This window comes from Pseudomonas fluorescens (genome assembly GCF_900636825.1).
GTDB lineage: Bacteria > Pseudomonadota > Gammaproteobacteria > Pseudomonadales > Pseudomonadaceae > Aquipseudomonas > Aquipseudomonas fluorescens_BG.
Genome location: NZ_LR134318.1, coordinates 2,307,815 through 2,334,027 on the forward strand (window position 1 = coordinate 2,307,815; position 26,213 = coordinate 2,334,027).

General features: G+C 59.9%; 27 protein-coding genes. 14 read left to right on the plus strand and 13 right to left on the minus strand.

Features of this window, described 5'->3' with window-relative positions:
* Positions 1-6: 6 nt before the first annotated feature.
* Positions 7-483: a cupin domain-containing protein gene (locus EL257_RS10455; RefSeq protein ID WP_126362268.1), complete on the plus strand. Its 477-nt coding sequence runs from the start codon at positions 7-9 to the stop codon at positions 481-483.
* A gap of 788 nt (positions 484-1,271) precedes the next feature.
* Here the strand turns inward: EL257_RS10455 and paoC are convergent.
* The 4 genes from paoC to EL257_RS10475 all read right to left on the minus strand — a co-directional run bounded on the left by paoC (position 1,272) and on the right by EL257_RS10475 (position 7,153).
* On the minus strand, positions 1,272-3,470 hold the full coding sequence (gene paoC / locus EL257_RS10460; protein WP_126362270.1) for an aldehyde oxidoreductase molybdenum-binding subunit PaoC: 2,199 nt from the start codon (positions 3,468-3,470) through the stop codon (positions 1,272-1,274).
* Positions 3,467-4,423: an FAD binding domain-containing protein gene (locus tag EL257_RS10465; protein ID WP_126362272.1), complete on the minus strand. Its 957-nt coding sequence runs from the start codon at positions 4,421-4,423 to the stop codon at positions 3,467-3,469. The genes paoC and EL257_RS10465 overlap by 4 nt, the downstream gene beginning before the upstream one ends.
* Positions 4,420-5,043, minus strand: a complete 624-nt coding sequence (paoA, locus tag EL257_RS10470) for an aldehyde dehydrogenase iron-sulfur subunit PaoA (RefSeq protein WP_126362274.1) — start codon at positions 5,041-5,043, stop codon at positions 4,420-4,422. Before paoA ends, EL257_RS10465 begins: the two co-directional genes overlap by 4 nt.
* A 355-nt stretch (positions 5,044-5,398) precedes the next feature.
* A complete protein-coding gene (locus EL257_RS10475; protein WP_126362276.1) occupies positions 5,399-7,153 on the minus strand; it encodes an L-lactate permease in 1,755 nt (584 codons plus the stop codon).
* A gap of 242 nt (positions 7,154-7,395) precedes the next feature.
* On the opposite strand from EL257_RS10475, the gene EL257_RS10480 reads away from it, so the two are divergent.
* Entirely contained in the window at positions 7,396-7,602 is a 207-nt protein-coding gene (locus tag EL257_RS10480) for a hypothetical protein (RefSeq protein WP_126362278.1), read from the plus strand.
* A gap of 51 nt (positions 7,603-7,653) precedes the next feature.
* On the opposite strand, the gene EL257_RS10485 is transcribed toward EL257_RS10480, so the two are convergent.
* Positions 7,654-7,935, minus strand: coding sequence for a hypothetical protein (locus EL257_RS10485; RefSeq protein WP_126368045.1), 282 nt, complete (start codon positions 7,933-7,935; stop codon positions 7,654-7,656).
* Positions 7,936-8,240: 305 nt separating this feature from the next.
* On the opposite strand from EL257_RS10485, the gene EL257_RS10490 reads away from it, so the two are divergent.
* Together EL257_RS10490 and EL257_RS10495 are read left to right on the plus strand one after the other, a co-directional pair.
* Complete coding sequence (locus EL257_RS10490; RefSeq protein ID WP_126362280.1) at positions 8,241-9,323, plus strand: hypothetical protein; 1,083 nt, start codon at positions 8,241-8,243, stop codon at positions 9,321-9,323.
* A 2-nt stretch (positions 9,324-9,325) separates the two neighbouring features.
* Complete coding sequence (locus EL257_RS10495; RefSeq protein ID WP_126362282.1) at positions 9,326-9,679, plus strand: DUF1428 domain-containing protein; 354 nt, start codon at positions 9,326-9,328, stop codon at positions 9,677-9,679.
* Positions 9,680-9,808: 129 nt separating this feature from the next.
* Here EL257_RS10495 and EL257_RS10500 read toward each other — a convergent pair whose 3' ends face one another.
* Positions 9,809-10,003, minus strand: coding sequence for a hypothetical protein (locus EL257_RS10500; protein WP_126362284.1), 195 nt, complete (start codon positions 10,001-10,003; stop codon positions 9,809-9,811).
* A gap of 105 nt (positions 10,004-10,108) precedes the next feature.
* Between EL257_RS10500 and thpR the strand changes: the two genes are divergently transcribed.
* On the plus strand, positions 10,109-10,648 hold the full coding sequence (thpR, locus tag EL257_RS10505) for an RNA 2',3'-cyclic phosphodiesterase (RefSeq protein ID WP_126362285.1): 540 nt from the start codon (positions 10,109-10,111) through the stop codon (positions 10,646-10,648).
* A gap of 244 nt (positions 10,649-10,892) precedes the next feature.
* Here thpR and EL257_RS10510 read toward each other — a convergent pair whose 3' ends face one another.
* The 5 genes from EL257_RS10510 to EL257_RS10535 all read right to left on the minus strand — a co-directional run bounded on the left by EL257_RS10510 (position 10,893) and on the right by EL257_RS10535 (position 16,176).
* Positions 10,893-11,990 carry a polyamine ABC transporter substrate-binding protein gene (locus EL257_RS10510; protein ID WP_126362287.1) on the minus strand — a complete coding sequence of 366 codons (1,098 nt, stop codon included), beginning with the start codon at positions 11,988-11,990 and terminating at the stop codon, positions 10,893-10,895.
* A gap of 154 nt (positions 11,991-12,144) precedes the next feature.
* Positions 12,145-13,017, minus strand: coding sequence for an ABC transporter permease subunit (locus EL257_RS10515; RefSeq protein WP_126362289.1), 873 nt, complete (start codon positions 13,015-13,017; stop codon positions 12,145-12,147).
* On the minus strand, positions 13,014-13,895 hold the full coding sequence (locus EL257_RS10520) for an ABC transporter permease subunit (protein ID WP_419866617.1): 882 nt from the start codon (positions 13,893-13,895) through the stop codon (positions 13,014-13,016). The genes EL257_RS10515 and EL257_RS10520 overlap by 4 nt, the downstream gene beginning before the upstream one ends.
* Before the next feature lie 29 nt (positions 13,896-13,924).
* Positions 13,925-15,067, minus strand: coding sequence for an ABC transporter ATP-binding protein (locus EL257_RS10525; RefSeq protein WP_126362293.1), 1,143 nt, complete (start codon positions 15,065-15,067; stop codon positions 13,925-13,927).
* A 347-nt stretch (positions 15,068-15,414) separates the two neighbouring features.
* Positions 15,415-16,176, minus strand: a complete 762-nt coding sequence (locus tag EL257_RS10535) for a gamma-glutamyl-gamma-aminobutyrate hydrolase family protein (protein ID WP_126362295.1) — start codon at positions 16,174-16,176, stop codon at positions 15,415-15,417.
* A 282-nt stretch (positions 16,177-16,458) separates the two neighbouring features.
* On the opposite strand from EL257_RS10535, the gene EL257_RS10540 reads away from it, so the two are divergent.
* The 6 genes from EL257_RS10540 (at position 16,459) to EL257_RS10565 (ending at position 22,804) form a co-directional block, all read left to right on the plus strand.
* Complete coding sequence (locus EL257_RS10540) at positions 16,459-17,835, plus strand: glutamine synthetase family protein (protein WP_064120847.1); 1,377 nt, start codon at positions 16,459-16,461, stop codon at positions 17,833-17,835.
* A gap of 284 nt (positions 17,836-18,119) precedes the next feature.
* Positions 18,120-19,610, plus strand: coding sequence for an aldehyde dehydrogenase (locus tag EL257_RS10545; protein WP_126362297.1), 1,491 nt, complete (start codon positions 18,120-18,122; stop codon positions 19,608-19,610).
* A gap of 49 nt (positions 19,611-19,659) precedes the next feature.
* Positions 19,660-20,943 carry an NAD(P)/FAD-dependent oxidoreductase gene (locus tag EL257_RS10550; protein ID WP_126362300.1) on the plus strand — a complete coding sequence of 428 codons (1,284 nt, stop codon included), beginning with the start codon at positions 19,660-19,662 and terminating at the stop codon, positions 20,941-20,943.
* Positions 20,944-21,296: 353 nt separating this feature from the next.
* On the plus strand, positions 21,297-21,845 hold the full coding sequence (locus tag EL257_RS10555; protein WP_126362302.1) for a cupin domain-containing protein: 549 nt from the start codon (positions 21,297-21,299) through the stop codon (positions 21,843-21,845).
* Positions 21,846-22,043: 198 nt separating this feature from the next.
* Positions 22,044-22,328: a hypothetical protein gene (locus tag EL257_RS10560; protein WP_126362304.1), complete on the plus strand. Its 285-nt coding sequence runs from the start codon at positions 22,044-22,046 to the stop codon at positions 22,326-22,328.
* Between the two features lie 191 nt (positions 22,329-22,519).
* Entirely contained in the window at positions 22,520-22,804 is a 285-nt protein-coding gene (locus EL257_RS10565; RefSeq protein ID WP_126362306.1) for a hypothetical protein, read from the plus strand.
* A 68-nt stretch (positions 22,805-22,872) separates the two neighbouring features.
* On the opposite strand, the gene EL257_RS10570 is transcribed toward EL257_RS10565, so the two are convergent.
* On the minus strand, positions 22,873-23,304 hold the full coding sequence (locus EL257_RS10570) for a hypothetical protein (protein WP_126362308.1): 432 nt from the start codon (positions 23,302-23,304) through the stop codon (positions 22,873-22,875).
* A gap of 145 nt (positions 23,305-23,449) precedes the next feature.
* Between EL257_RS10570 and EL257_RS10575 the strand changes: the two genes are divergently transcribed.
* The gene (locus EL257_RS10575) at positions 23,450-23,872 is read left to right on the plus strand and encodes an HD domain-containing protein (RefSeq protein WP_126362310.1); all 423 of its coding nucleotides are present in this window, start codon (positions 23,450-23,452) and stop codon (positions 23,870-23,872) included.
* A 137-nt stretch (positions 23,873-24,009) separates the two neighbouring features.
* Complete coding sequence (locus EL257_RS10580; protein WP_126362312.1) at positions 24,010-25,029, plus strand: AbrB family transcriptional regulator; 1,020 nt, start codon at positions 24,010-24,012, stop codon at positions 25,027-25,029.
* A gap of 87 nt (positions 25,030-25,116) precedes the next feature.
* Here EL257_RS10580 and EL257_RS10585 read toward each other — a convergent pair whose 3' ends face one another.
* Positions 25,117-25,329, minus strand: a complete 213-nt coding sequence (locus EL257_RS10585) for a hypothetical protein (protein ID WP_126362315.1) — start codon at positions 25,327-25,329, stop codon at positions 25,117-25,119.
* A gap of 35 nt (positions 25,330-25,364) precedes the next feature.
* Here EL257_RS10585 and EL257_RS10590 point away from each other — a divergent pair, with 35 nt between their 5' ends.
* A complete protein-coding gene (locus EL257_RS10590; RefSeq protein WP_126362317.1) occupies positions 25,365-26,150 on the plus strand; it encodes a DeoR/GlpR family DNA-binding transcription regulator in 786 nt (261 codons plus the stop codon).
* The last annotated feature ends 63 nt before the right edge of the window (positions 26,151-26,213 follow it).

Below are 26,213 nucleotides of genomic sequence, written 5' to 3' on the forward strand. Positions count from 1 at the left end.
ATCGCCATGAACCCGATTGCTGCTTCTGCGCTGACGCTTTCCCTGCTGGCCGGTGAGGTGCAGGCGAGTGAAACCCCGCGCGTCACCGTGACGCCGAATGGCTCGCAACCTTCGGCCAAAGGCCCGGCGAACTGGTTCACCGGCACCGTTCGGGTGGACGCGCCGTTCAAAGGTTCGGATGACGCGCGGGTCAGCGGCGCCACGGTAACGTTCGAGCCAGGCGCGCGCACCGCATGGCACACGCATCCATTGGGACAGACGCTGATTGTCACGGCAGGTTCTGGATTGGTGCAGGAATGGGGTCAAGCGGTTCGCGAGATTCGTCCGGGCGATACGGTGTGGATCGCGCCGGGAGCCAAGCATTGGCACGGCGCCGCGCCGACGACGGCGATGAGTCACATCGCGATTGCCGAGGTGCTCGATGGCAAGGTGGTGGATTGGATGGAGCAGGTCAGCGCCGAGCAATATCCGCAGGTCGAATGACACCGCCCCTGTTGGAGCTGTCGAGTGCAACGAGGCTGCGACCTTTTGATGTGGCTTTGAAGATCAAAAGATCGCAGCGTGCCGCAGCTCCTACAGAGGTGTATTCGGATCATCTCCGAGCAATATCCGCAGATCGAATGACCCCACCCCTGTAGGAGCTGTCGAGTGCAACGAGGCTGCGATCTTTTGATGTGGCTTTGAAGATCAAAAGATCGCAGCGTGCCGCAGCTCCTGCAGAGGTGTATTCAGATCATCTCCGAGCAATATCCGCAGGTCGAATGACCCCACCCCTGTAGGAGCTGTCGAGTGCAACGAGGCTGCGATCTTTTGATGTGGCTTTGAAGATCAAAAGATCGCAGCGTGCCGCAGCTCCTACAGAGGTGTGTTCAGATCATCTCCGAGCAATATCCGCAGGTCGAATGACCCCACCCCTGTAGGAGCTGTCGAGTGCAACGAGGCTGCGATCTTTTGATGTGGCTCTGAAGATCAAAAGATCGCAGCGTTCCGCAGCTCCTACAGAGGTGTATTTCCGCAGGTCGAATGACCCGACCCCTGTAGGAGCTGTCGAGTGCAACGAGGCTGCGATCTTCTTATGTGGCTTTGAAGATCAAAAGATCGCAGCGTGCCGCAGCTCCTACAGAAGTGTATTCAGATCATCACCGAGCAATATCCGCAGGTCGAATGCACCACCCCTGTAGGAGCTGTCGAGTGCAACGAGGCTGCGATCTTTTGATGTGGCTCTGAAGATCAAAAGATCGCAGCGTGCCGCAGCTCCTACAGAGGTGTATTCAGATCATTTCCGGCAGTGAATCAAGGATCTTGTCCAACGTGATCGGATACTCGCGCACCCTCGCGCCGGTGGCGTTATAGATCGCATTCGCCACCGCCGCACTCACGCCGCAGATGCCCAATTCGCCTACACCCTTGGCCTTCATCGGCGATGAAATCGGATCGGTTTCGTCGAGGAAAATCACCTCTTGATGCGGGATGTCGGCATGTACCGGCACTTCGTATCCGGCGAGGTCGTGGTTGACGAAAAAGCCCAAACGCTTGTCGACCGCCAGCTCTTCCATCAACGCCGCGCCAACGCCCATGGTCATCGCGCCGATCACCTGGCTGCGCGCCGAGGTCGGGTTGAGGATCCGGCCAGCGGCGCACACCGCGAGCATGCGCCGCACGCGAACTTCGCCGGTCGCCGCATCCACGGCGACTTCGGCGAAGTGCGCGCCGAAGGTCGATTGCTGATATTTCTCGGCCAGATCACCGAATTCGATGCTGTCCTCGGCAACCAGCGCACCACCTTCAGCCGCGTTGCGCAGCGGCAGGCTCTTGCTGCCGACACGCACTTGGCCATCGGCGAACTCGGCCTGATCCGCCGCCAGTCCCAGCTTCGCCGCGACTGCCTCGCGCAGCTTCACGCACGCGGCGTAAACGCCGGAGGTCGAGCAGTTACCGCCGAACTGGCCGCCCGAGCCAGCCGACACCGGGAAGTCCGAATCGCCCAAACGCACCACCACATCATCAAGGCCGACGCCCATCATCTCGGCTGCGGTCTGCGCGATGATCGTGTAGCTGCCGGTGCCGATGTCGGTCATGTCGGTTTCCACCACGACCTTGCCATCGCGCTCCAGCCGCACCCGTGCGCCGGACTTGACCAGCAAGTTGTTGCGAAACGCCGCCGCCACACCCATGCCGATCAACCAGCGGCCTTCGCGACGGGTGCCCGGTTGCGCCTTGCGCTGATCCCAACCGAATTTCTCCGCGCCGGTCTGCAGGCATTTGATCAGCTGTCGCTGGGAAAACGGCCGCTCGGTCTTCACCGGGTCGACCTGGGTGTCGTTGAGAATGCGGAACTGCACCGGGTCCATCTTCAATTGTTCAGCCATCTCATCCATGGCGATTTCCAGCACCATCAACCCCGGCGCTTCGCCCGGCGCACGCATGGCGTTGCCTTCAGGCAAATCAAGCGGGGCGAGGCGCATGCTGACCCGGCGGTTTTCTGCGGCGTAGAGCAACTGGCTCGGTTGCGCGGCGAGTTCGACCTTGCCGTCGGCCAAATTGCCCGACCAGCCTTCGTGAGCGATGGCGGTGAGCTTGCCATCCGCGGTGACGCCCATGCGGATGCGCTGGATGGTCGCCGGACGGTGCGTGGTGTTGTTGGCCATTTGCGGGCGGGCGAGGGCGACTTTCACCGGTCGGCCGGCCATCCGCGCGCCGAGAGCGGCGAGGATCACGTCGGCGCGGATGAACAGCTTGCCGCCGAAACCACCGCCGATGTACGGCGAGACCAAACGGACTTTTTCCTTCGGCAGACCGAGGGTTTTCGCAATGTCACCGACGCTCCAGGCGACCATCTGGTTCGAATTCCACACGGTCAGTTGATCACCTTTCCACGCCGCCAATGTGGCGTGCGGTTCCATCATCGCGTGGGACTGATCCGGCGTGGTGTAGGTCTGATCGAATTGCACCGGTGCGGCGGCGAAAGCTTTGTCGAAGTCACCGTGATTGACGTCCGGCAACTCGTCTTTTGGCTCGACGCCGAGGTCTTTGACGCTGGCCAGATCGAACTTGCCTTCGGCAGTTTCGTAATCGACCTTGACCAATTGCGCAGCGGCGCGCGCCTGCTCGAAGGTCTCGGCAACCACCAGTGCAACGGCTTGCTGATAATGCTGCACTTCAGGGCCGGCGAGCAGATGCGCGGCGTTGTAATCACCCTTGTCGAGCTTGCCGGCATTCTCGGCGGTGACGATCGCCAGCACGCCGGGCGCAGCTTTGGCCGCGTCGAGATGGATGGCTTTGATACGCCCCTTGGCGATTGCCGAGTCGACCATGAAACCATAGGCCTGATTGGCTGCCGCTTCATGTTGCTCATAGGCATACGTCGCCTGACCGCTGGTTTTCAACGGGCCTTCGATGCGCTCGGTAGGCTGGCCGACGACCTTCAGGCGGTCGATGGGATTGGTGGTGGCGGGCGTGTCGAATTTCATGCGGTTTCCCTCGCTTGCGCCAACACCGAAGCCAGCGTGCGCTCGACCAGTGTCAGTTTGAATTGGTTGTCATCGGTAGGTGTCGCGCCCTCAAGCAGGCGCTCGCTGACGGCTTTTGCACCTTTGGGCAGCAGCGCTTCAGCGGCTTCGACCCGCCACGGTTTCGGTGCGATACCACCGACCGCGACGCGGCCCGTGCCGTCCTTTTGCAGGATCAAACCGACCGAGACCAGCGCAAACGCGTAAGACGAGCGATCACGCACCTTGTGATAAATGTGCGTGCCGCCGACCGGGGCCGGCAGGGTCACGGCGGTGATGAATTCACCGGGCGTCAGGCTGGTTTCGATGTTCGGCGTGTTGCCCGGCAGCTGATGGAAATCTGCTATCGGGATGCTGCGCGTGCTGCCGTCGGGTTTCACCGTTTCGATCTGCGCATCGAGTGCACGCATGGCGATGGCCATGTCGCTCGGGTGAGTGGCGATGCACGCGTCGCTGACGCCAATGATCCCCAGTTGCCGAGTGACGCCACCGATGGCCGCGCAACCGCTGCCCGGATTGCGCTTGTTGCACGCCTGATGGGTATCGTAAAAGTACGGGCAACGGGTGCGCTGCAACAGGTTGCCGGCCGTGGTCGCCATGTTGCGCAATTGCCCGGAGGCCCCCGCAAGCAGAGCGCGGGAGAGCAGGGCGTAATCCTTGCGCACGCGAGCATCGGCGGCCAGATCGGTGTTGCGCACCAGCGCGCCGATGCGCAATCCGCCCTCGGGCGTGGCTTCGATCTGATCCAGGCCCAAGTGATTGACGTCGATCAGGTGCACAGGGGTTTCGATGTCGAGTTTCATCAGGTCGAGCAGGTTGGTGCCGCCAGCGATGAACTTGGCGCCCTCGACCTGCGCGGCCTGGGAGGCGGCTGCCGCAGCGGAGTCGGCGCGGCTGTAATTGAAGGCTCTCATGCCGGCACCTCCGCGACTTCAGTGATGGCTTCGATGATGTTCGAGTAAGCGCCGCAGCGGCAGATGTTGCCGCTCATGCGCTCCTGCAATTCGGCGGCGATCAGTTTCGGCGGCTCCGTCAGGCTCGGGCTGACGTGGCTGGGAATGCCGTCGCGGATTTCCTTGAGTACGGCGACTGCCGAGCAGATCTGCCCCGGCGTGCAATAACCACACTGGTAACCGTCGTGCTTGATGAACGCCGCTTGCATCGGGTGCAGCTTGTCCGGCATGCCGAGGCCTTCGATGGTGGTGACTTCGCTGCCTTCGTGCATCACCGCCAGCGTCAGGCAGGAATTGATCCGGCGACCATCGGCGATCACCGTGCAGGCGCCGCACTGGCCGTGGTCGCAGCCTTTCTTGGTGCCGGTCAGTTGCAGATGTTCACGCAGGGCGTCGAGCAGGGTGGTGCGGGTGTCGACTTCGAGGGTTTGCGCTTTGCCGTTGACTTGCAGGGTGACTTTGCTCATGGCCGGTTGCTCCAGACTGGCCGCGTAGGCCTTGAGGCTGATAAAGGGGGGCATTGCGAACGCCGTCGCGGTTACGGCGCCGAGGATCAAAAAGTTGCGTCGGGAAATCGCCATGGTTCGATTCCTTGTCTCTCATCGGGCGGCAGGATTGCAAAAGGCCCAATAGGGCGCGCCGGCATGCATGCCAGTCTCGTAAAAGGAGTGACCGCAGGAGGGAGGTAAAGGTTTTGTCGGATTTGCGCTAAAGAGTTATGTGCTGGATTCATCAATCTGCAGATCACCCAAAAACTGTGTAGGTGAGCCTGCTCGCGACAGCGGTGTGTCAGTTAATGTTGATTCGACTGACACACCGCTATCGCTGGCGAGCCAGCTCCCACAGGGTTCCGAGTTGTTAATCCAATTGCTTCACAACATCAAAACCTGTGGGAGCTGGCTTGCCAGCGATGAGGCCGTTGCGTTCACTCTGAATCTAATGCCCACCCACCACCATCGAGGTAAACGGTGCGACATACGCCTGCAACGTCACCAACCCGCCGACCAGAATCGCCAGCACGATCGAATGGAAGAACACGTAACGCAAAATCTCACCTTCATGCCCATACCAACGGGTCGCGGTCGAGGCGACGACGATCGATTGCGCATCGACCATTTTGCCCATCACCCCGCCGGAGCTGTTCGCGGCTGCCATGAGCACCGGGCTGATGCCGAGTTGTTCCGAGGTCACCCGTTGCAAGCCGCCAAACAGCACGTTTGAGGCGGTATCGGAACCGGTCAGCGCGACCCCGAGCCAACCGAGCAACGTGCCAAACATCGGGTAGAAAATCCCCGTCGCCGCGAACGCCAGACCCATGGTCGCGTCCAGCCCGGAATAACGCGTGAGAAACCCCAGCGCCAGCATCGCGGCAATGGTGATCAACGAAAAGCGCACCACCCACAATGTGCGCAGGTATTGCTTGATCAATTGCGGGATCGAATAACCCATCAGCAGACCGCCGACAATCGCCGCCAGCAAGATGCCGCTGCCGGTCGCGGTCAGCCAGGTGAATTTGTACACCGCTTCCTCGGCTTTCGGCGCCGCGACCACTGGCGGGACTTTCTCGATCTGCAGGTGCAGGCTGGTGAACGTCACCGCCGGGGCAAAGATCGGATTGGCCTCGCGCACGGGTTTGCCCTGCGGATCGAGTTTGGCCGATTGCGTCACCGGATCGATCACCGGGCGCGTATCAAACATGTTCTTGAAGCCCTGGGTGCCCCAGGCAAACACGAACACGGTGAGGATGATCCACGGCATCCATGCGCGCATCACTGCCGGACGCGCCTGATCGCTGAACGCGGCGCTGGCGGTGACTTTTTCTTCGTCGACCTTGGAGTTATCGACGCGACCCGACAATGCCGCCGAAGTGTGAATAGTCGCGGGCTTCCAGACCTTCAAGAACAGCGTGAGACAGGCCATGGAAATCAGCGCGGCGATCACGTCCACCAGCATCGGACCGTGGTAGTTCGATACGAGAAACTGCGGAATGGCGAAACTCACGCCGGCCACCAGAATCGCCGGCCACACTTCGAGCATCTTGCGCCACCCGGCAAACGCCCAGATCAGCCAGAACGGCACCAGCACCGAGAAAAACGGCAATTGCCGGCCGACCATCATCGACAGCTCCATTTCATCCAGCCCGGTGACTTTGGCCAGGGTGATGATCGGCGTGCCGAGGGCGCCGAAAGCCACCGGCGCCGTGTTGGCAATCAGGGCCAGACCGGAAGCGGCCAATGGCGAAAAACCCAGGCCAATGAGGATCGCTCCGGTTACCGCCACGGGCGTTCCGAAACCCGCCGCACCTTCGAAGAATGCGCCAAAGCAAAAGGCGATCAGCAGCAACTGCAAACGTCGATCATCGGTGATCCGCGCGAGGGAATCCTGCAGCACTTTGAACGAGCCGTTTTCAGTGGTCAGGCGATGCAAAAAGATGATGTTGAGGACGATCCAGCCAATCGGCAGCAAGCCATTCGCCGCCCCGAACAACGCCGCCGAACCGGCCATGCCTGCGGGCATGTCGAAGGCGAAGATCGAGATCAACAGGGCTGACGCCAGCGCCAGTAACGCTGCCAGATGCGCCTTGACGTGAAAAAACGCCAGCGCCGCCAGCATCACCACCACCGGCACGGCGGCCATCAGCGTGGACAGCACCGGATTGCCGAACGGGTCATAGATTTGCTGCCAGACCATGGTCCACCTCTGCTTGTTGTTATTGAGGGCGCAGATCCATTGCATGGGGGTTGGTGCAAGCAGTATAGGTGGCATTACGCCGCCGTTTGGGCGTGATGAACGGCCCGACAAACGGTCGATGCTGGCCACTGAATCAACGCGGTTTTGTCCGGTCGTATTTGCGGCTGCGCGCTCCGCGTCGAAAAGGCGCTGGCAGCGTGGCGATTTCCGTCGTCAAGACTTGGGTTTTAGGGAAGTGTTGAATGAAGCAAGCGACAACGATGCTGCTTACTGTGACCGCCGCCGTATTGCTGAGCGGCTGTATTGCGGATTTTGATGATGACCACCGGCATGGCCGGCATTACGACCGCGACCACGGCCGCAACTACGATCATGATCGGCGCTGGGATGATCGTGACGACGACCGCCGCGATGGCCGTCGTTATCACCGTGATCGCGATGATGACTGATTGAATGCATAAAGGGCGTTCCCTCGAGGAACGCCCTTTTTGCATCAGCCTTCAGCTAAAAAAACGAGCGCTCGCCCGGACGCTGGATCGCGCAGGCACGGAGGCCTCGATGTCCAGCAAATGGGTGGCGAGAATGTCGCTCAGAAAACGGAACTGATCGTTGATGCCAACCACTTCATTGCTGAAATGATGGGTCGCGGCGGGCATCAGCAGATCTTCGAAACGTTCGTTGAACACCAGCGCCTGGGTCTTGTGCGACACCGCGTGCTGGTCGTAATAGTTGCTACCGAACAGCGGGAAGCTCACGGAGAGTGTGACGTGGGTGTGAATCATGCTGTGAACTCCTCGTTGTGTTTCGGATGGCTTAATCGTGCCTTCGATGGGCGGCGGGCGGAAGGCAATCGTCGCGATGTTGAATATCGATGGCAGTGATGTCTGGGTTTTTTGTGGTGTTGCTGATGGCCTCATCGCTGGCAAGCCAGCTCCCACAGGATCTGCAGTGACCGCAGATTTTGTGCGCACCAGAGAAACCCGTGGGAGCTGGCTTGCCAGCGATGAGGCCAGTACATCCAGCATCAGGCTCAATTGACCCACCTATACTCAAACCTGCACCCCGTCATCCAGAGGACTCAACCACCGTGAACCCGCGTGCGCTGGTCGTCGTCGCCGTGTGTCTGCTGGCCGGCTGTGCCGCTTCAGCGCGCCCGCCAGTGGCGCCGGTGCGGGCGGTGGTGGTTTCACCAGCAACCTGGCAGCAGATCGATCGGGAAATCGTCAGCGCTTCGCAGCAATCCACTGAGCAGGTCAAACTGTTCGCCCGGGGCTCGATGGAACATTGGCGCACTCGCGTCTATCAGCAAACTGAAGAAAATTTCATCCCGTGGTTCAGCAGCTACTGGACGCAGGAATGGCTGTCGATGAAGGTGAGTTGGTACACGGTCAGTGCCGGCGGCGAGCACGACGCCTCGGCAAGACGGCTGGCGACCTATCTGCTTGAGCAATATCAGGAAAAGGTCTTGGCGCCGGTGGCGGTAGAGATCGACCCGGATGCGATTCTCGGCCAGGCCACGGCGTTTTATGCGCAACTGATGGCGCAACAAATGCCGCTCATCGCTCAACGTCACGGCGTGCCGGTTGCGCAGCTTAACGCACGCCTGCAAAAAATCCCGGCCATTGCCTTGGGCCCTCCGTTGGCGCGGGATGCTTCGTTGTATCAAGTGATCAGCAGCGAACCGTTGAATACACTGCCGGCGTACGCCGCGCTGATCGGCAAGATCCACCAGGACGGTGGCGCCAAAGGGGTAGCCGCCACCGATGGCGGCATGGCACCGGTGGCCAAGCGTGCCAGTCAGCGCATCGAAGCGGAGATGGCGCCGCGCGGCGCCGCGAGTGCGGTGGCCGCCGCTGCCGGGAAATTGGCCGGCGGGCTGATTTCGGTGGGCGTGGCCGGGATCCGCGCGATCATCCAGGCCAATGACCGCCCCGATAGCGAGGCCTTGATCCGCAGCAGCCTGGGCAACACGTTCGACAAGGCCTGGCTGAAGCTGGTGCAAAACCCGACCACCGGAGTCATGGCCGGTACGCTGCACATGGCCAGTCAGGTCGAAGGCCATTTGCGCAGCAATTCGGAGCCGCCGGTCGGCTTGGGTGTGAACCGTGTCGAATGGCAGCCGCCACCGTCGACTACTCAGCAGATCGAACCCACTGTGCAAGGAGAATGAACATGGCTTACATCGATATTTTCGTCGCGCCGGTGCCAGACGCCAATCGCGAGCAATACAAACAACACTGTGAAATCGCCGCGAAATTGTTCCGCGAATACGGCGCGCTGGACGTGGTCCAGTGCTGGGGCGATGACGTTCCGGACGGCAAACTCACGTCATTTCCGCTGGCGGTCAAGCTCAAGGAAGGCGAAACGGTGTCGGCCGGTTGGCTGGTCTGGCCGGACAAAGCCACCCGCGACACCGGCATGGGCAAAATGATGGAAGATCCGCGCATGCAACCGGACGTCAACCCGATGGGCTTCGATGGGCAACGGATGATCTTCGGCGGCTTCAAGAACATCCTGGAATCCTGAGGCCTCTCAGTCACACCTCAATACCCCTGTGGGAGCTAGCCCTGCTAGCGATTAGGCCAGCACGGGCACCATCTTCATTGGTTGATGCACCGCAATCGCTAGCAGGGCTAGCTCCCACAGGGTTTGTGTTTACTCGGTAGTTGGCGTGATGCGGCAGCTTTTGCGCTCGCGGATCTGTTGCTCCGTCGGGCGTTCGCGGACGAATTCGAAGCGCGGCTCACCTTCGCTGTAATGCACCAGCCAGCCCCATTCCAGTTCGGTTTCAGCCTGCCCGGGCTGCGGTGGCCGAGCCCACCAGGGTTCTTTGCTGAGGATCTCGCGCATCGCGGTCTCCGGTTGATGGCAATCCTTGAACTATAGCCCGCTGTCACGAGTCGTCAGATCAGGCTGTATAGAATCACCTGATCGACGAACAAAGGAGCAGGGCCGATGAGCGATGATGCGCGCCGGGATGAACCATCCAAACGACTGTTTTTTGCGCTCGATTGCCCGCCGGAGCAGCGTAAGGCGATTGCTCAGTGGCGTGCGCAATTGGGCCTGCGCACCGGCAAATCGGTGCCGGCGGACAATTTCCATCTGACCCTGCTGTTTCTCGGCGCGGTGCCTTTGGCACAGATCCATGGCGTGTGCGAAGCCGCGAGCAGTGTGCGCACGCCGGGCGAGGCATTGCGAGTGCCACTGGATCGGTTGCAGGTCTGGCACCGCGCGGGCGTGCTGTCACTGGCGCCTGAGCAGGCGCCGCCGGCGTTGTTGCGTCTGGTGTATGCGCTGGAGCAGGCGATGCTGCCGTTCGGCTTTGAAGAAACTACCCGCGAGTTTCGCCCGCACCTGACGTTGGCCCGGGAATACCGCGCACCAGAGCCGGAAGCGGCCACGCCAGCTGAGTTTTTTCTGCGCGCGGAGCGCTTCGCCTTGTTCGAATCGCACAAGGGCCGCTATCGCGTGTTACAGGAATGGTCGCTGCTTTGATCGGACAAAAAAAGGCGCCCGAAGGCGCCTGAGAATTCACCTGAACCGAGGGAGCCAGGTGAGGCCGTTCAGAGAGGTTGCAGCGGTGGTAAGGCGCTGCGTGAACGGGAAATCATTGATTTTCGAATCCCCGACGCTCCCTTGCAGGAGCTGCGGAACGCTGCGATCTTTTGATTTGGGTTTTGATAAGCAACATCAAAAGATCGCAGCGTGCCGCAGCTCCTACAGGTAAGGGTCGGGTTGGTTACTTGCCGAGCTTCACCCGCGTCCAGCCGCGGGTCATGATCCGTTGCGTCGCAATCGGCTGATCCGGCACTGCGTACAACGTCGCCATCACTGCCGCCGACGGGTACGAGCCCGGGTCGTTGCGGATCGCTTCGTCGACCAACGGCGTGGCCGCTGCGTTGGCGTTGCTGTAGCCGTTGCTGTTGGTGATCTCGGCGATGATCTCCGGACGCATCAGGAAGTCCATGAACAGGTAAGCGTTCTCGACGTTCGCGGCGTCGCGCGGGATGGCGACCATGTCATAGAAGCTGCCGGCGCCTTCCTTGGGAATGCTGTAGTCGATCACCACGTCGTTGCCCGATTCCACCGCGCGGGCCTTGGCCTGCAGCACGTCGCCGGAGTAACCGACCGCCACGCAGATATTGCCGTTGGCCAGATCGGAGATGTATTTCGAGGAGTGGAAATACGCCACGTTCGGACGGATCTTCATGAACAAAGCTTCGGCCTCGGCAATGTGCGCCTTGTCCTTGTCGTTCACCGGATAACCCAGATAGTGCAGGGCGGCCGGGATCATTTCGGTGGGCGAATCGAGAAAACTGATGCCACAGGCTTTGAGTTTTTCTGCGTTCTCGGGTTTGAACAGCAAGTCCCAGGAATTGGTCGGAGCGTTGGCGCCGAACACTTCCCTGACCTTGGCCGGATTGAAACCGATGCCGATCGAGCCCCACATGTACGGGAACGCATGGGCGTTGTCCGGATCACTTGCAGCGGCGTTTTTCAGCAGCACCGGGTTGAGGTTCTTCCAGTTCGGCAGCTTGGATTTGTCCAACGGCTGATAGACGCCGGCCTTGATCTGCTTGGCCAGAAAACTGTTCGACGGCACCACCAGATCGTATCCGGATTTGCCCGCCAGCAAACGTGCCTCGAGGGTTTCGTTGCTGTCGAAAACGTCGTAGGTGACGCGAATGCCGGTCTCGTCTTCGAACTTCTTGACGGTGTCCGGCGCGATATAATCGGACCAGTTGTAAACACGCAGCACCTTGTCGTTGGCCTGGGCGCCCATGACCATCGCGCCCATTAAGGACAGTGTCAGCAGAGTCCTGCCAAACATTTTCATCGGTACAACTCCATTCTTCTTATTCAAAAACACAAAGCCCAAACTTGGTTAACAGCGCCTGCATGTGTAGGAGCTGTCGAGTGAAACGAGGCTGCGATCTTTTGATCTTCAAATGCAAAGTCAAAAGATCGCAGCGTGCCGCAGCTCCTACCGGTCAAGCGGTGGCGGCTTGTTGCGGCTGCCACGCTTCGTTCGCCGTCTGATCCATCGCTTCCTGAATGGCCCGTTTGCGGTTGGCTTCTGCCTTGCGACCGAAATACCAGACCAAAAACGTCACCAGCGACACCGCCAGCAGAATCAGGCTGGCCACCGCGTTGATTTCCGGTTTCACCCCCAAACGCACTGCCGAGAACACTTCCATCGGCAACGTCGTCGAGCCCGGGCCAGAGACGAAGCTCGCCAACACCAGGTCATCCAGTGACAGGGCAAACGACATCATCCCGCCCGCTGCCAGCGACGGCGCGATCATTGGAATGGTGATCAGGAAAAACACCTTGAACGGCTTCGCACCGAGATCCATCGCCGCTTCTTCGATCGATAGATCCAGCTCACGAAGGCGGGCGGAGACTACCACCGCCACATAGGCCGCACAAAACGTGGTGTGGGCGATCCAGATGGTGACGATGCCACGCTCCTGCGGCCAGCCGATCAGTTGCGCCATGGCCACGAACAGCAACAACAGCGACAGACCGGTGATCACTTCAGGCATCACCAACGGCGCCGTGACCAGCCCGCCGAACAGTGTGCGGCCCTTGAACCGCGTAACGCGGGTCAGCACAAACGCCGCCAGCGTGCCCAGCGCCACTGCGGCAATCGCGGTGTAGCAGGCGATCTCCAGCGAGCGCACCACCGAGCCCATCAGTTGCGTGTTGTCGAGCAGGCCGACGTACCACTTGATCGACCAGCCGCCCCACACCGTCACCAATTTCGAGGCGTTGAACGAGTAGATCACCAGAATCAGCATCGGCAGATAAATGAACATCAACCCGAAGATCAGCATGAATTTCGAAAAATTGAAGCGTTTCATCCCCGTGCCTCCATCTCTTTGGCCTGGCTGCGGTTGAACAGCAGAATCGGCACAATCAGGATCAACAGCATCACCACCGCCAGCGCAGACGCCACCGGCCAGTCGCGGTTATTGAAGAACTCTTGCCACAGCACGCGACCGATCATCAGCGTTTCCGGGCCACCGAGCAGTTCCGGGATCACGAACTCGCCTACCACCGGAATGAACACCAGCATGCAGCCGGCGATGATGCCGTTCTTGGCCAGCGGCACAGTGATTTTCCAGAAGTTGTTGAAGTTGCTCGAGCCGAGATCCGACGCGGCCTCCAGCAGACTGCCGTCGTGTTTGACGAGGTTGGCGTACAGTGGCAACACCATGAACGGCAAGTACGCGTACACGACGCCGATATACACCGCCGTGTTGGTGTTGAGGATCTCGATCGGGTGATCGGTCAGCCCCGTCCACATCAGAAACGCGTTGAGCAAACCGTTGTTGCTGAGGATGCCCATCCACGCATACACGCGGATCAGGATCGCCGTCCAGGTCGGCATCATGATCAGCAGCAGCAGGACATTTTGCGTTTCCTTGCCGGTTTTGGTAATCGCATAAGCCATCGGAAATCCGATTACCAGGCACATCAGCGTGCTCAGTGCCGCAACTTTCAGCGAACCGAGGTACGCCGACAGGTACAGGTCGTCTTCGCCGAGCAGGGTGTAGTTGCCGATGTTCAGCAGCAGCTGGAATTTCTGTTCGGCGTAGGTGTAGATCTCCGAGTACGGCGGGATCGACAGCGCGGCTTCCGAGAAGCTGATCTTCATCACCAGAAAGAACGGCAACATGAAGAACAGGAACAGCCAGATGAACGGGATGCCGATCACCAGTTTTCGTCCGCTGGGCACCAGGCGCAGGAATTGCTGATTGAAGGTTCTCATGAGCGCAGTACCACGCCGCTGTCGTCTTCCCACCACACATAGACCTTGTCGTCCCAGGTCGGTCGCGCGCCACGGCGCTCGGCGTTGGCCATGAACGACTGGACGATTTTGCCGCCGGGCAGCTCGACGTAGAACACCGAGTGGCCGCCGAGGTAGGCGATGTCATGCACCTTGCCTTCCGACCAGTTGTAGCGGAACTCCGGTTGGGTGGTGCTGACGAGCATTTTTTCCGGACGAATCGCGTAGGTAATCGACTTGTCCTGCACCGAAGTGCTGACGCCGTGGCCGACGTAGATCTTCTGCTGCAAGTCCGGGCTGTGAATGATCGCGTGGCCTTCGAGGTCTTCCACCACGGTGCCGTCGAAGGCGTTCACGTTGCCGATGAACTCGCAGACCATGCGGCTGACCGGCGCTTCATAAATGTCGACCGGGCTGCCGATCTGCGCGATCCAGCCCAGGTGCATGATCGCGATGCGCTCGGCCATGGTCATGGCTTCTTCCTGGTCGTGGGTCACCATCACGCAGGTCACCCCGACGCGTTCGATGATCTGCACCAACTCCAGTTGCATTTGCGAACGCAGCTTTTTATCCAGCGCACCCATCGGTTCGTCGAGCAACAGCAGCTTCGGCCGTTTGGCCAGCGAGCGGGCGAGGGCCACGCGCTGCCGCTGGCCGCCGGACAACTGGTGCGGGCGGCGCTTGGCGTATTGGGTCATGTGCACCAGACGCAGCATTTCTTCGACGCGGGCATCGATTTCGCTGGCCGGCAAACGGTCCTGTTTGAGGCCGAAGGCGATGTTCTGTGCCACGGTCATGTGCGGGAACAGCGCATAGGACTGGAACATCATGTTGATCGGCCGCTCGTACGGCGGCATATCGGTGATGTCCACGCCGTCGAGCAGAATCCGCCCTTCAGTCGGGCGCTCGAAACCGGCGAGCATGCGCAGCAAGGTCGATTTGCCCGAACCGGAGCCACCGAGCAGGGCGAAGATTTCGCCTTGATGGATCTCCAGGGAGACATCATCCACCGCCGTGGTTTCGTCGAATTTCTTGGTGACGCGATCGACCTTCACCAGAACCTTTTTCGGTTGCTGATGACCCTCAAGAGCCTTCCGGTAAGTGCTGGAGGCGTTTGCCATGTGAAACTCCCAACAGGTTTCGTTTGCCGGGCCAATGTGGCCTGGCTTAAGTGGATTGCAAGCCAGGAACAACCATTCCCCTCACACATGGCCCTGTAGGAGCTGCCGAAGGCTGCGATCCTTTGATCTTGTTTTTTACAGTCAACATCAAAAGATCGCAGCCTTCGGCAGCTCCTACAGGGGGCCACATTTTCAGGGGGTTGCCCTGGCTTGTTCGGCGCCGCCGTCCTGGCTGCCTGGGTCGTGCTTGTTGTTATTACGGGTGTCGTTGTTCACGAAGGCCGGGTGTGCACAGGCACGCCCGGCCTTCGTGGGGGCAGTAAATCGTTATGTAGTTTTTGCGGGTGTCAGCGCTGGTTGCGTCGCGCCGCCCGTCGCCGGCAAGCCTCGCCAAAGGCCTGGAAAATCTTCAGGTAGTTGGGGTTGTCGAGCACTTGCCATTCCGGGTGCCATTGCACGCCGAGGGCGAAGGTCGGGCTGTGCTCGATCGAAATCGCTTCGATCAGGCCATCTGGCGCCACGGCTTCGGCGCGCAGGCCAGGGGCGAGGCGGTCGATGCCTTGACTGTGAATCGAATTGACCTGGAACTCGCCGGGCAACTCCAGCGCTTCGAACACGCCGCCCGCGAGCACCGTCACCGCATGGGCCGGTGCGTATTGCACGGCCACATCCGGGCTGTCGGCTTCGCGGTGGTCGAGCATGCCCGGCAACTCGTGCACCTTCTGGTGCAGGCTGCCGCCGAACGCCACGTTCATTTCCTGGAAACCACGGCAGATGCCAAGTACCGGAACGCCCGCCGCGATGGCTGCACGCAATAAAGGAAGGGTGGTGGCATCCCGCGCCGGATCGTGATCCGTGCCGGGGGCGCTGGCCGGGCCTTGATAGTGGAAAGGTTCCACGTTCGACGGCGAGCCGGTCAGCAACAGACCGTCGAGTTGACCGAGCAGGTCGTCGATTTCAGTCAGGTTGCCAAGGGAAGGGATGACCACCGGCAGCCCCTGAGCGCCAACGCTGACAGCACGTACGTACTTGTCGCCGCTGATGTGATAGGGGTGCAGGCCAATCTGTTTGACGCACGCAGTAACGCCGATCAATGGCTTGAATGCCATTTTTATTCACCTCGAAGTTTGACACTTGAACGAGCTTTTCCGGAGCTTAGCCTCGTTGATTTTAATTAACAACTGCCATGTAAAAAATTCTCAACGCCGTTCATCTTATCTTCATGATTCTCGGGGCTTCGGCGCCTGTATTGGCACGAGAGTGTTAAAAAAAGCCCGAAAAATAAACCTTTGAAGGTCATCTGTTCGCTATTGACTTCACTTTGCCGTTCGGGTTGACTGGCTCGGCGAAACAGCAGTGAACATAATAATTAACAGCTAAATAGGTGCATCATGTCGGTCCCTCTGCGTACCGTTCAACTCAACGAAGCCAACGCATTCCTTAAGAAATATCCTGAGGTTTTGTACGTCGACCTTCTGATTGCGGATATGAACGGTGTGGTGCGCGGCAAGCGCATCGAACGCACCAGTCTTCACAAGGTTTACGAAAAAGGCATCAACCTGCCAGCTTCTCTCTTTGCTCTGGATATCAACGGCTCTACGGTGGAAAGCACCGGCCTGGGTCTGGACATTGGCGACGCTGACCGCATCTGCTACCCGATCCCCGGCACCCTGAGCATCGAGCCTTGGCAGAAACGCCCAACCGCTCAATTGCTGATGACCATGCACGAGATCGAAGGCCAGCCGTTTTTCGCTGACCCGCGTGAAGTGCTGGCCAACGTCGTGCGCAAGTTCGACGACCTCGGCCTGACCATTTGTGCAGCGTTCGAACTCGAGTTCTATCTGATCGACCAGGACAACGTGAACGGCCGTCCGCAGTCGCCACGTTCGCCGGTATCCGGCAAGCGCCCGGTGTCGACGCAGGTCTACTTGATCGACGATCTCGACGAATACGTCGATTGCCTGCAAGACATCCTCGAAGGCGCGAAAGAGCAGGGGATCCCGGCTGACGCCATCGTCAAGGAGAGCGCCCCGGCGCAGTTCGAAGTCAACCTGCATCACGTTTCCGACCCGATCAAAGCGTGCGATTACGCCGTCCTGCTCAAGCGTCTGGTGAAAAACATCGCCTACGACCACGAGATGGATACGACCTTCATGGCCAAACCGTATCCGGGCCAGGCGGGCAACGGACTGCACGTACACATTTCGATTCTGGATAAAGAAGGCAACAACATCTTCGCCAGCGAGGATCCCGAGCAGAACGCCGCGCTGCGTCACGCGATCGGCGGTGTGCTGGAGACCCTGCCTGCGCAAATGGCGTTCCTGTGCCCGAACGTCAACTCGTACCGCCGTTTCGGCGCGCAGTTCTACGTGCCGAATTCGCCGAGCTGGGGTATCGACAATCGCACCGTGGCCGTGCGCGTTCCCACCGGTTCGCCGGACGCCGTGCGCATCGAACACCGCGTCGCCGGTGCCGACGCCAACCCGTACTTGCTGATGGCTTCGGTGCTGGCCGGCATTCACCACGGTCTGACCAATCAGATCGAGCCGGGCGCGCCGGTGGAAGGCAACAGCTACGAGCAGAACGAGCAGAGCCTGCCGAACAACCTGCGCGACGCCTTGCGTGAGCTGGACGACAGCGAAGTCATGGCCCGCTACATCGACCCGATGTATATCGACGTATTTGTCGCGTGCAAGGAAAGCGAGCTGGCCGAGTTCGAAAACTCGATCTCCGACCTTGAGTACAACTGGTATCTGCATACGGTCTAAAGATCAAAAGCCCCTCACCCTAACCCTCTCCCGGAGGGAGAGGGGACTGATCCGGGGATGCTCGGGAAATCCTGCGACCTGAACGATTGTGCCGAATCGATATCCGGCTCGATTCAATCTGAACGATCCAGACGATCATGGATTCGGCAAAGATTTTTCAGGTCGGCGCAGTTTCGAGCATCCCCCGATCGGTCCCCTCTACCCCTGGGAGAGGGCTAGGGTGAGGGCAGCCATCTTAAGACAGACACAACACCCCAAATTCCCCCCTTGTCGAGCCCACAACAATGACAATGACCCGCAACGACTGGGAACAACGCTTCCAGTCCCTGACCATCGAATCCCGCGCGTTCATCAACGGTGAATACCGCCCCGCGATCAGCGGCGACACGTTCGAATGCCTGAGCCCGGTGGACGGTCGCTTCCTCGCCGCCGTTGCCAGCACCGATGACGCGGACGCAAACCTCGCCGTCGAAGTCGCGCGCCAGTCTTTTGAATCCGGCGTGTGGGCGAAGAAAGCCCCGGCCGAACGCAAGCGCATCCTGATTCGCTTCGCCGATCTGATCCTGCAGAACCAGGAAGAGCTGGCGCTGCTGGAAACCCTCGACATGGGCAAACCGATCAGCGATTCGATGAGCATCGACATCCCGGCGACCGCCAACGCGATCCGCTGGAGCGCCGAAGCCATCGACAAGATCTACGACGAAGTCGCTGCTACGCCGCACGACCAACTTGGCCTCGTCACCCGCGAGCCGTCCGGCGTGGTTGCCGCGATCGTGCCGTGGAACTTCCCGCTGATCATGGCCAGCTGGAAATTCGCCCCGGCGCTGGCCGCCGGCAACTCATTCATCCTCAAACCTTCGGAAAAGTCGCCACTGACTGCGATCCGCATCGCGCAACTCGCGCTGGATGCCGGCATTCCCAAAGGCGTGTTCAACGTCCTGCCAGGCTTTGGTCACACGGTCGGCAAAGCGCTGGCGTTGCACATGGATGTCGACGTGCTGGCTTTCACCGGCTCCACGGCGATTGCCAAGCAACTGATGATTTACGCCGGGCAAAGCAACATGAAACGCGTCTGGCTCGAAGCCGGCGGCAAGAGCCCGAACGTGGTGTTCGCCGACGCACCGGACTTGCGCGCAGCCGCACAGGCAGCGGCCGGTGCCATTGCCTTCAATCAGGGCGAAGTGTGCACCGCCGGCTCGCGTTTGCTGGTCGAACGTTCGATTCGCGAGCAGTTCATTCCGCTTTTGGTGGAAGCGCTGCAAGCGTGGAAACCGGGGCACGCTCTTGATCCTGCGACCACCGTCGGTGCGGTGGTCGATCAGCGTCAACTCGACAACGTGCTGCGCTACATCGGCATCGGCCGTGAGGAGGGCGCTGAGCTGATTGCCGGCGGTCAACGCACCCTCGAAGAAACCGGTGGCCTCTACGTGCAGCCAGCGATTTTTGACGGTGTAACCAACGCGATGACCATCGCCCGCGAAGAGATCTTCGGCCCGGTGCTATCGCTGATCACCTTCGACACCGCCGAAGAAGCGCTGCAAATCGCCAACGACAGCATCTTCGGTCTCGCCGCCGGCGTGTGGACCAGCAACCTCAGCAAGGCGCACACCTTCGCGCGCGGTTTGCGCGCTGGCAGCGTTTGGGTCAACCAGTACGACGGCGGCGATATGACCGCGCCGTTCGGTGGTTTCAAGCAATCGGGCAACGGTCGCGATAAGTCGCTGCACGCGTTCGACAAGTACACCGAGCTGAAAGCGACCTGGATCAAGCTCTAACTCTTTTACAGCGGCGGTCGCCCTGTGCTGGCGGCCTTCGGAGAAACGTATGAAACAGCAACACGTAAACAGCTACTACGCCGCCACCCGCAACGAAGTCATCGATTTTCCGGTTCTCGAAGAGTCGGTCGAGTGCGACGTGTGCATTATCGGCGCCGGCTACACCGGCTTGTCTTCGGCGCTGTTCCTCAGCGAAGCCGGCTACAAGGTCACGGTGCTGGAAGCGGCGAAAGTCGGTTACGGCGCCAGCGGTCGCAACGGTGGGCAACTGGTCAACTCCTACAGCCGCGACGTCGATGTGATCGAAGAACGCTACGGCGACAAGACCGCGGAAATCCTCGGCAGCATGATCTTCGAGGGTGCTGACATCATCCGTTCGCGCATCAAGGATTACGACATCCAGTGCGACTATCGCCCCGGCGGTATTTTCGCGGCGATGAACAAGAAACAACTCAACGGCCTGGCTGAGCAGAAGCGCAGTTGGGAACGTTACGGCAATCGCAACCTGAAGATGCTCGACGCTGCGGACATTCGCCGCGAAGTCGGCTCCGACGCTTATGTCGGCGGCTTGCTGGACCTGCAGGGCGGTCACGTCCATCCGCTGAATCTGGCGCTCGGTGAAGCTGCCGCGACCGTGCGTCTGGGCGGCAAGATCTATGAGCAGTCGGCTGCCGTGGAAATCAAGTACGGCGAACCCAACGTCGTGCGCACCGCCAAAGGCCAAGTCCGCGCCAAATACCTGTTGATCGCCGGCAACGCATATCTGCCGCAAGGCCTCGACAATCGGGTGACCGCGAAAAGCATGCCGTGCGGCTCGCAGATCGTCGTCACCGAACCGTTGAGCGAGAAACAGGCGCGCAATCTGATCACCAACAATTACTGCGTTGAAGATTGCAATTACCTGCTGGATTACTACCGTCTCACCGCCGACAACCGTTTGCTTTACGGCGGCGGCGTGGTCTACGGCGCGCGTGAGCCGGACGACATCGAACAACTGATCCGCCCGAAGATTCTCAAAACCTTCCCGCAGCTCAAGGACGTGAAAATCGACTACCGCTGGACCGGCAACTTTCTGCTGACCATGTCACGCATGCCGCAATTCGGCCGCATCGAGAAAAACGCTTACTACATGCAGGGCTACAGCGGCCACGGCGTCACTTGCTCGCACCTGGCCGGCAAACTGATTTCGGAAATGATCCGCGGCGACGCCGAACGCTTCGATGCCTTCGCCTCGCTGCCGCACATGCCGATGCTCGGCGGCCGCACCTTCTCCGCGCCACTCACCGCCCTCGGCGCCGTCTATTACTCGCTACGCGACCGCTTTGGCATCTAGGTTACCTCCCCGGCGGCGGTCCGAAAGGCCCCGCCGGTTTTTCCCCTCAACAGCACACAAAACCTGTGGGAGCTGGCTTGCCAGCGATGGCGGTCTATCAGCAAAAAGAGATGTTGAATGTGCCATCCAATCGCTGGCAAGCCAGCTCCCACAGATTTTGTATTCAGCCCAGAATTACCCCCGGCAGGCTCATTTCACCCACCGTCCATCGAACCTGCTGAGCAACACTCGCAAACGTGATTTAATAGCCGCCTTTCACGGTTCCGGGACACGGGAGCAACGTGATCCGCGCCATCTGCGCGGCACCCGCCACCCACCCCCATCGTCCTTAGTCGTTCTCACATAAGGCTGTCATGGATACGGGTTCTCGACTCAAACTAGTACGCGAAAGCTACAAACTCTCCCAGCGCGAACTCGCCCGGCGTAGCGGCGTGACCAATGCGACCATCTCGCTGATCGAACAGAACCGCGTCAGCCCTTCTGTCAGCTCTCTGAAAAAGCTGCTCGAAGGCATTCCGATGTCGCTGGCCGACTTCTTCACCTTCGACCAACCCCCGCGCGAACATCAATATGTGTTCCGCGCCAACGAACAACCCGACCTCGGCCGCCATGGCCTGCGCCTGCTGCTGATCGGCGCCTCCGTGCCCAGCCGCCAGATGCGTTTGCTGCGCGAGCAATACGCACCGGGCGCGAGTTCCGGGGAAGAGCCGATTGTTCACGCTGAAGGCGAGGAGTGCGGGTTGGTGACGCGCGGGACTGTCGAGTTGACCGTGGACGGGCAGATAAGCGTGTTGAGTGCGGGGGATGGCTATTACTTTCCGACCACACTGCCGCACAAGTTCCGCAATATCGGGGCGGATGAGGCTGAGATTATCAGTGCGAATACGCCGGCGAATTTTTGAGGGGCATGCGTCTCGCATAGCTTTGTCGACATTGATTTCTCAGGAATGCCCGGGCCCCCTGGGTTTTTTCCTGCGAAGTATTCAGATGTCGACATTTCGCGATGTCTCCAGGCGATAGCCATTCGTCCGGCGCATCGCACGTTCGCCGCATACCTTCTTCCAATGCTGTAACCCCCCCCACGCAAAGGAAGAGCCACCATGCTGAACCATAGATTTGCGGTGATTACCCTCGCGGCGTTGCTGTTCGGCAGTGCGCCGTACGCGCTCGCGGCCGGCGAAACGTCGACCCCGAAGGCGAGTGACGGCACCAGCCAGACTCGTGAACCGGCTTCTCCAGCCACCAATGCCGACCCGGATGCAGATTCGCTGCCCCCAGGTGGTGATGGTGGCAAAACCGATCAAGGGCCGGCGGCACCTGCAACCCACTCCACCCCTGCGGGTCAACCATCCGGTAGTAGCAGCAGCGGCGGGAGCGGTGGTTGATGGGTATCGCGCACTAAAATGCCCGGTCTTTTCAGTCGGGCTTTTTTCTGCCTACAAGGTATCGTTTTTTGATGCCCTGACCTCTCTTTCGAGCTGACGGGTTTGTTTATTTTGCCATTCGTCAGCCCCTCCGCATTTTCGCCACGCAGGTGATTCCAATGCTTACCTTACCCCGCAAAGGAACCGCCAACATGCGTAAATCCAACTTCGCAGCACTGACGCTTGCCACTCTGTTATCCGCCACCTCGCTCTACGCAAATGCCGCCAACGAAACGCCGACGCCGACCGCCAACGATGGCAATAGCCAGACCAACCCGAGCGCGCCGGAAGACATTCATTCCAACGGCGCCACCGTGCCGAAGGGCACGCAGGGCAATACCACCAACAACGACGGCTCGACACCCTCGGGCGGCACGCCCAGTGGTTCGAAACAATCGAACGACAGCGGCACCAGCAGCGGTGCCGGCGAAGGTTAAGCATTTTTCGAATGCAGCAAGCCCGGCATCAAGCCGGGCTTTTTGCTGGGCAATCCTCGAGACTGAAGCTATTCCGCCTTCCAGTTCCCGCCACTGTTCTCACAATCAATCTTCGCCTGCGCCAGATGTTCACCGTCGTAGTAATACGTGGTGACTTGGGCGTTATCGGGCATGTTCAGAGGTTGGGCACTTTTGTCTTTGCTGGTCGAGTGCGGGTTGGCCAGGGATTCCTGGGTGAGGCGAGCGGTGCAGGTGGCCTGGTAGTGGTCGTCGCAGCGATCGACTTTTTTCTTGGTGGTGTTGAGGGTGTCCTTGCTTTCATTGCTGCATGACCAGTTGATGGAATCCACGGGCATGCCTTCGTATTCGTAGCAGCTGTGGGTTTCCACCGCCGGCACCGAGGCGCTGGAGGAACGGGTCTGCACGTCGCAGCCTTCGGCCATGACGCAGGTGGGGATGATGGCGAACGTGGCGATCAGAAGCAGCAGTCGGGTTTTCATCGGCAATTCCTCTCCAATGGCGCCGCGTCTGATCGGTGATTTGGCGCTTGTCTGGTTTCGAGGCGGCGAGGGCGGGCAAGGTTCAATCGGCTTTGAGCCTTCTTCGCGTACACTGCGCAACAATCAGAAACGTACGGAGACTCCAATGGCCCAATCCCTCGAACGCGCCATCGCCATTGCCGCCGCGGCCCACACCGGGCAGGTCGACAAGGGCGGCGCGCCGTATATTCTGCATCCACTGAAAGTCATGTTGCGCATGAATACGCTTGAAGAGCGCATCGTCGCCGTGCTGCACGATGTGGTCGAGGATTGTGGGGTGAGCCTCGACGATTTGCGCGCGGAAGGCTTTAGCGAGGAGGTACTGGCGGCGATTGCGGCGGTGACCAAAGTGCCCGGTGAGACCTACGAGGATTTCGTCGGCCGTGCCGCGCAGAACCCGATCGGGCGGGTGGTGAAACTGGCGGATCTGGAGGAGAACAGCGATATCTCGCGAATTGTCTCGCCGAGTTGGGAGGATCTGGAGCGGATCGAGAAGTATCGGCGGGCGATTGCACGGCTCCGCGCATAGCAATGAGTCCCCTGTAGGAGCTGCCGAAGGCTGCGATCTTTAGATCTTGATCTACAAAAAAAAGTCAAAAGATCGCAGCCTTCGGCAGCTCCTCCAGGGGTGGTGGTGTGTCAGATAAATGGCCAGGAAGGCGAACTATGAAATCCATTGTGTGCTTGTTGATTGCCGCCGGGTTCGGCGCGTTGTTGCAGTTTGAAGGCGTGCCCCACGGCTTGCTGTTGGGCTCGATTGCGGTAACCGCGTTGTTCGCCAGTAAAACCGGTATTGCCCCCGCTACTCCTTACGGACTGGGCTACATCCAGATCACGCTGGGCATCGCCACCGGACTGATGTTCGAAGCGTGGGACAACGAAACGGCCTCGACAGTGCTGCCCAGCCTCGGCGTTTTGCTGATCTGCCTGACCGTGCAAATTGCGCTCGCTGGCTGGTGGCTGACACGTGGTGCCGGCTGGAACCGCACCGATGCACTTCTGGCGGTCTATCCCGGCGCATTGGCCGCAGTGTTCGATTTACTTGAATCGGAAAAGGCTTCAAGCAAAGTCATCATCGTCCACCTGACGCGCCTGCTGTTGATCACCGTGCTGGTGAGTTTGCTCATTCCCGGACAAACCGCAGCGCCGGAAGTCGTTAGCGACACGTTGACCACCGGCATGGCGCTGACCGCGTTCTCGGTAATTGCGCTAAGCATATTGCTCGGCCGCTTGTTGCTGATGATCGGCGTCCCGGCGCCGTTCATGCTCACTGCGATCATCATCACTGCCGTGTTTGTGAAATCAGGATGGCTGCACGGTTTTCACATGCCAGACTGGAGCCTGAACCTGGCCGCGCTGATTCTCGGCGTCCGCATCGGCTCACGGTTCCAGGGCCTCGGCTTCGCCGAACTGGCCCGGCACGGGCGCACAGCGCTGGTCTCGGTTGGCTTGATGATCGTGGTTGCGGCAGTGTTTGCCGAAGTAGCGGCGGGGTGGCTGGACAACGATCCACTGTCGTTATGGCTCGCTTACATGCCGGGCGCGATCGAGACAATTGCGATTGTCGCGTTTGGGGGCGGGCTGAATGTGGTGTTTATCCTGACGCATCATTTGAGCCGGATGGTGTTGCTGCATTTTGCCCCGGCGTTGTTGGTGCAAGTGCGGCGGGTGCGCGAAGAAGTCTGACTCGTGCACATCCCGTGGCGAGGGAGCTTGCTCCCGCTGGGCTGCAAAGCAGCCTCACCCTCCGGCTGGCCTCGGTTTGACGCGCTGTCAGGCGTGGCCGAGCGCCACCGCGAACGACACGACAATCATGCAGGCGAAGGCGAAATTGAGATTCATGGGCTGTTCATCCTGAGCTTTTGAGAGTGAGGCCATTGTGAACAGGCGCACGGCAAAGAAAAAATTTGCCGTGTTGATTCCAATGATCGAAACAATTGATAGCCGCTGCGTTTGTATTTGCTCGAGGCTTTCGCTAGCCTTCATAAAACCTGCAACTACAAGCACAAACAGGCACAACCATGCACGATCACTCCATCGCCGAATTGCCGTCCCTGCGCCGGCAGAAAATCCTTTTGCTCCTCGAACGTGACGGCAAAGTCATGGCATCCGAGTTGAGCCAGCATTTTGCGGTATCCGAAGACACCATCCGTCGCGACCTCGCCGAACTGGACAACGCCGGGCTGGTGCAGCGGGTGCACGGCGGGGCGTTGCCGCGTCCGAAAGATTCCGGTAAGGATTATTTCGCGCGTCTTGACGAGACCGACGAAGTGAAAGTGCGCCTGGCGCAACGGGCGGCACAGGAGGTGCAGGACGGGCAGATCGTGCTGTTCGATTCCGGCTCCACCACGTTGCAGGTGGCGCGTTCGTTGCGTGCGGATATCAGCATCACTGCGGTTACCGCATCACCGATCACCGCAATTGCCTTGTCCGAATTCAAAGGTGTGAAAGTGATCCTTGCGGGCGGCCAGTTGAACCCGCGGACGATGGCGGCGGGTGGGCATGAGGCGCTGCGCTTGCTGGCGGGAATCAAGGCTGATCTTGCGATAACCGGTGTGTGTGCGATTCACCCGGAGGTGGGGATTACCTCGCTGCATTTCGATGAGGTGCCGGTGAAGCAGGCGATGCTCGATGGCGCGGCGCGGGTCATCGCCGTGACTTCGGCCGACAAGCTGGGTGCGGTGGAACCGTTTGTGGTGGCGCCGTGTGCGCGCTTGCACATGCTGATCACCGAGCGGCATGTGGCGTCGGGGAGTGTCGAGGATTATCGGCGGTTGGGGATTGTGGTGGAGCAGCTTCCCGATTGAGTTCATCGGGTGTGGCTGATGGCCCTATCGCTGGCAAGCCAGCTCCCACAGGTGTTCGTGGTG

Coding starts and splice junctions, on each gene's coding strand:
- EL257_RS10455 (WP_126362268.1), top strand. CDS start 7: ATGAACCCGATTGCTGCTTCTGCGCTGACGCTTTCCCTGCTGGCCGGT.
- paoC (WP_126362270.1), bottom strand. CDS start 3,470: ATGAAATTCGACACGCCCGCCACCACCAATCCCATCGACCGCCTGAAG.
- EL257_RS10465 (WP_126362272.1), bottom strand. CDS start 4,423: ATGAGAGCCTTCAATTACAGCCGCGCCGACTCCGCTGCGGCAGCCGCC.
- paoA (WP_126362274.1), bottom strand. CDS start 5,043: ATGGCGATTTCCCGACGCAACTTTTTGATCCTCGGCGCCGTAACCGCG.
- EL257_RS10475 (WP_126362276.1), bottom strand. CDS start 7,153: ATGGTCTGGCAGCAAATCTATGACCCGTTCGGCAATCCGGTGCTGTCC.
- EL257_RS10480 (WP_126362278.1), top strand. CDS start 7,396: ATGAAGCAAGCGACAACGATGCTGCTTACTGTGACCGCCGCCGTATTG.
- EL257_RS10485 (WP_126368045.1), bottom strand. CDS start 7,935: ATGATTCACACCCACGTCACACTCTCCGTGAGCTTCCCGCTGTTCGGT.
- EL257_RS10495 (WP_126362282.1), top strand. CDS start 9,326: ATGGCTTACATCGATATTTTCGTCGCGCCGGTGCCAGACGCCAATCGC.
- EL257_RS10500 (WP_126362284.1), bottom strand. CDS start 10,003: ATGCGCGAGATCCTCAGCAAAGAACCCTGGTGGGCTCGGCCACCGCAG.
- thpR (WP_126362285.1), top strand. CDS start 10,109: ATGAGCGATGATGCGCGCCGGGATGAACCATCCAAACGACTGTTTTTT.
- EL257_RS10510 (WP_126362287.1), bottom strand. CDS start 11,990: ATGAAAATGTTTGGCAGGACTCTGCTGACACTGTCCTTAATGGGCGCG.
- EL257_RS10515 (WP_126362289.1), bottom strand. CDS start 13,017: ATGAAACGCTTCAATTTTTCGAAATTCATGCTGATCTTCGGGTTGATG.
- EL257_RS10525 (WP_126362293.1), bottom strand. CDS start 15,067: ATGGCAAACGCCTCCAGCACTTACCGGAAGGCTCTTGAGGGTCATCAG.
- EL257_RS10535 (WP_126362295.1), bottom strand. CDS start 16,176: ATGGCATTCAAGCCATTGATCGGCGTTACTGCGTGCGTCAAACAGATT.
- EL257_RS10540 (WP_064120847.1), top strand. CDS start 16,459: ATGTCGGTCCCTCTGCGTACCGTTCAACTCAACGAAGCCAACGCATTC.
- EL257_RS10545 (WP_126362297.1), top strand. CDS start 18,120: ATGACAATGACCCGCAACGACTGGGAACAACGCTTCCAGTCCCTGACC.
- EL257_RS10550 (WP_126362300.1), top strand. CDS start 19,660: ATGAAACAGCAACACGTAAACAGCTACTACGCCGCCACCCGCAACGAA.
- EL257_RS10555 (WP_126362302.1), top strand. CDS start 21,297: ATGGATACGGGTTCTCGACTCAAACTAGTACGCGAAAGCTACAAACTC.
- EL257_RS10560 (WP_126362304.1), top strand. CDS start 22,044: ATGCTGAACCATAGATTTGCGGTGATTACCCTCGCGGCGTTGCTGTTC.
- EL257_RS10565 (WP_126362306.1), top strand. CDS start 22,520: ATGCGTAAATCCAACTTCGCAGCACTGACGCTTGCCACTCTGTTATCC.
- EL257_RS10570 (WP_126362308.1), bottom strand. CDS start 23,304: ATGAAAACCCGACTGCTGCTTCTGATCGCCACGTTCGCCATCATCCCC.
- EL257_RS10575 (WP_126362310.1), top strand. CDS start 23,450: ATGGCCCAATCCCTCGAACGCGCCATCGCCATTGCCGCCGCGGCCCAC.
- EL257_RS10580 (WP_126362312.1), top strand. CDS start 24,010: ATGAAATCCATTGTGTGCTTGTTGATTGCCGCCGGGTTCGGCGCGTTG.
- EL257_RS10585 (WP_126362315.1), bottom strand. CDS start 25,329: ATGAAGGCTAGCGAAAGCCTCGAGCAAATACAAACGCAGCGGCTATCA.
- EL257_RS10590 (WP_126362317.1), top strand. CDS start 25,365: ATGCACGATCACTCCATCGCCGAATTGCCGTCCCTGCGCCGGCAGAAA.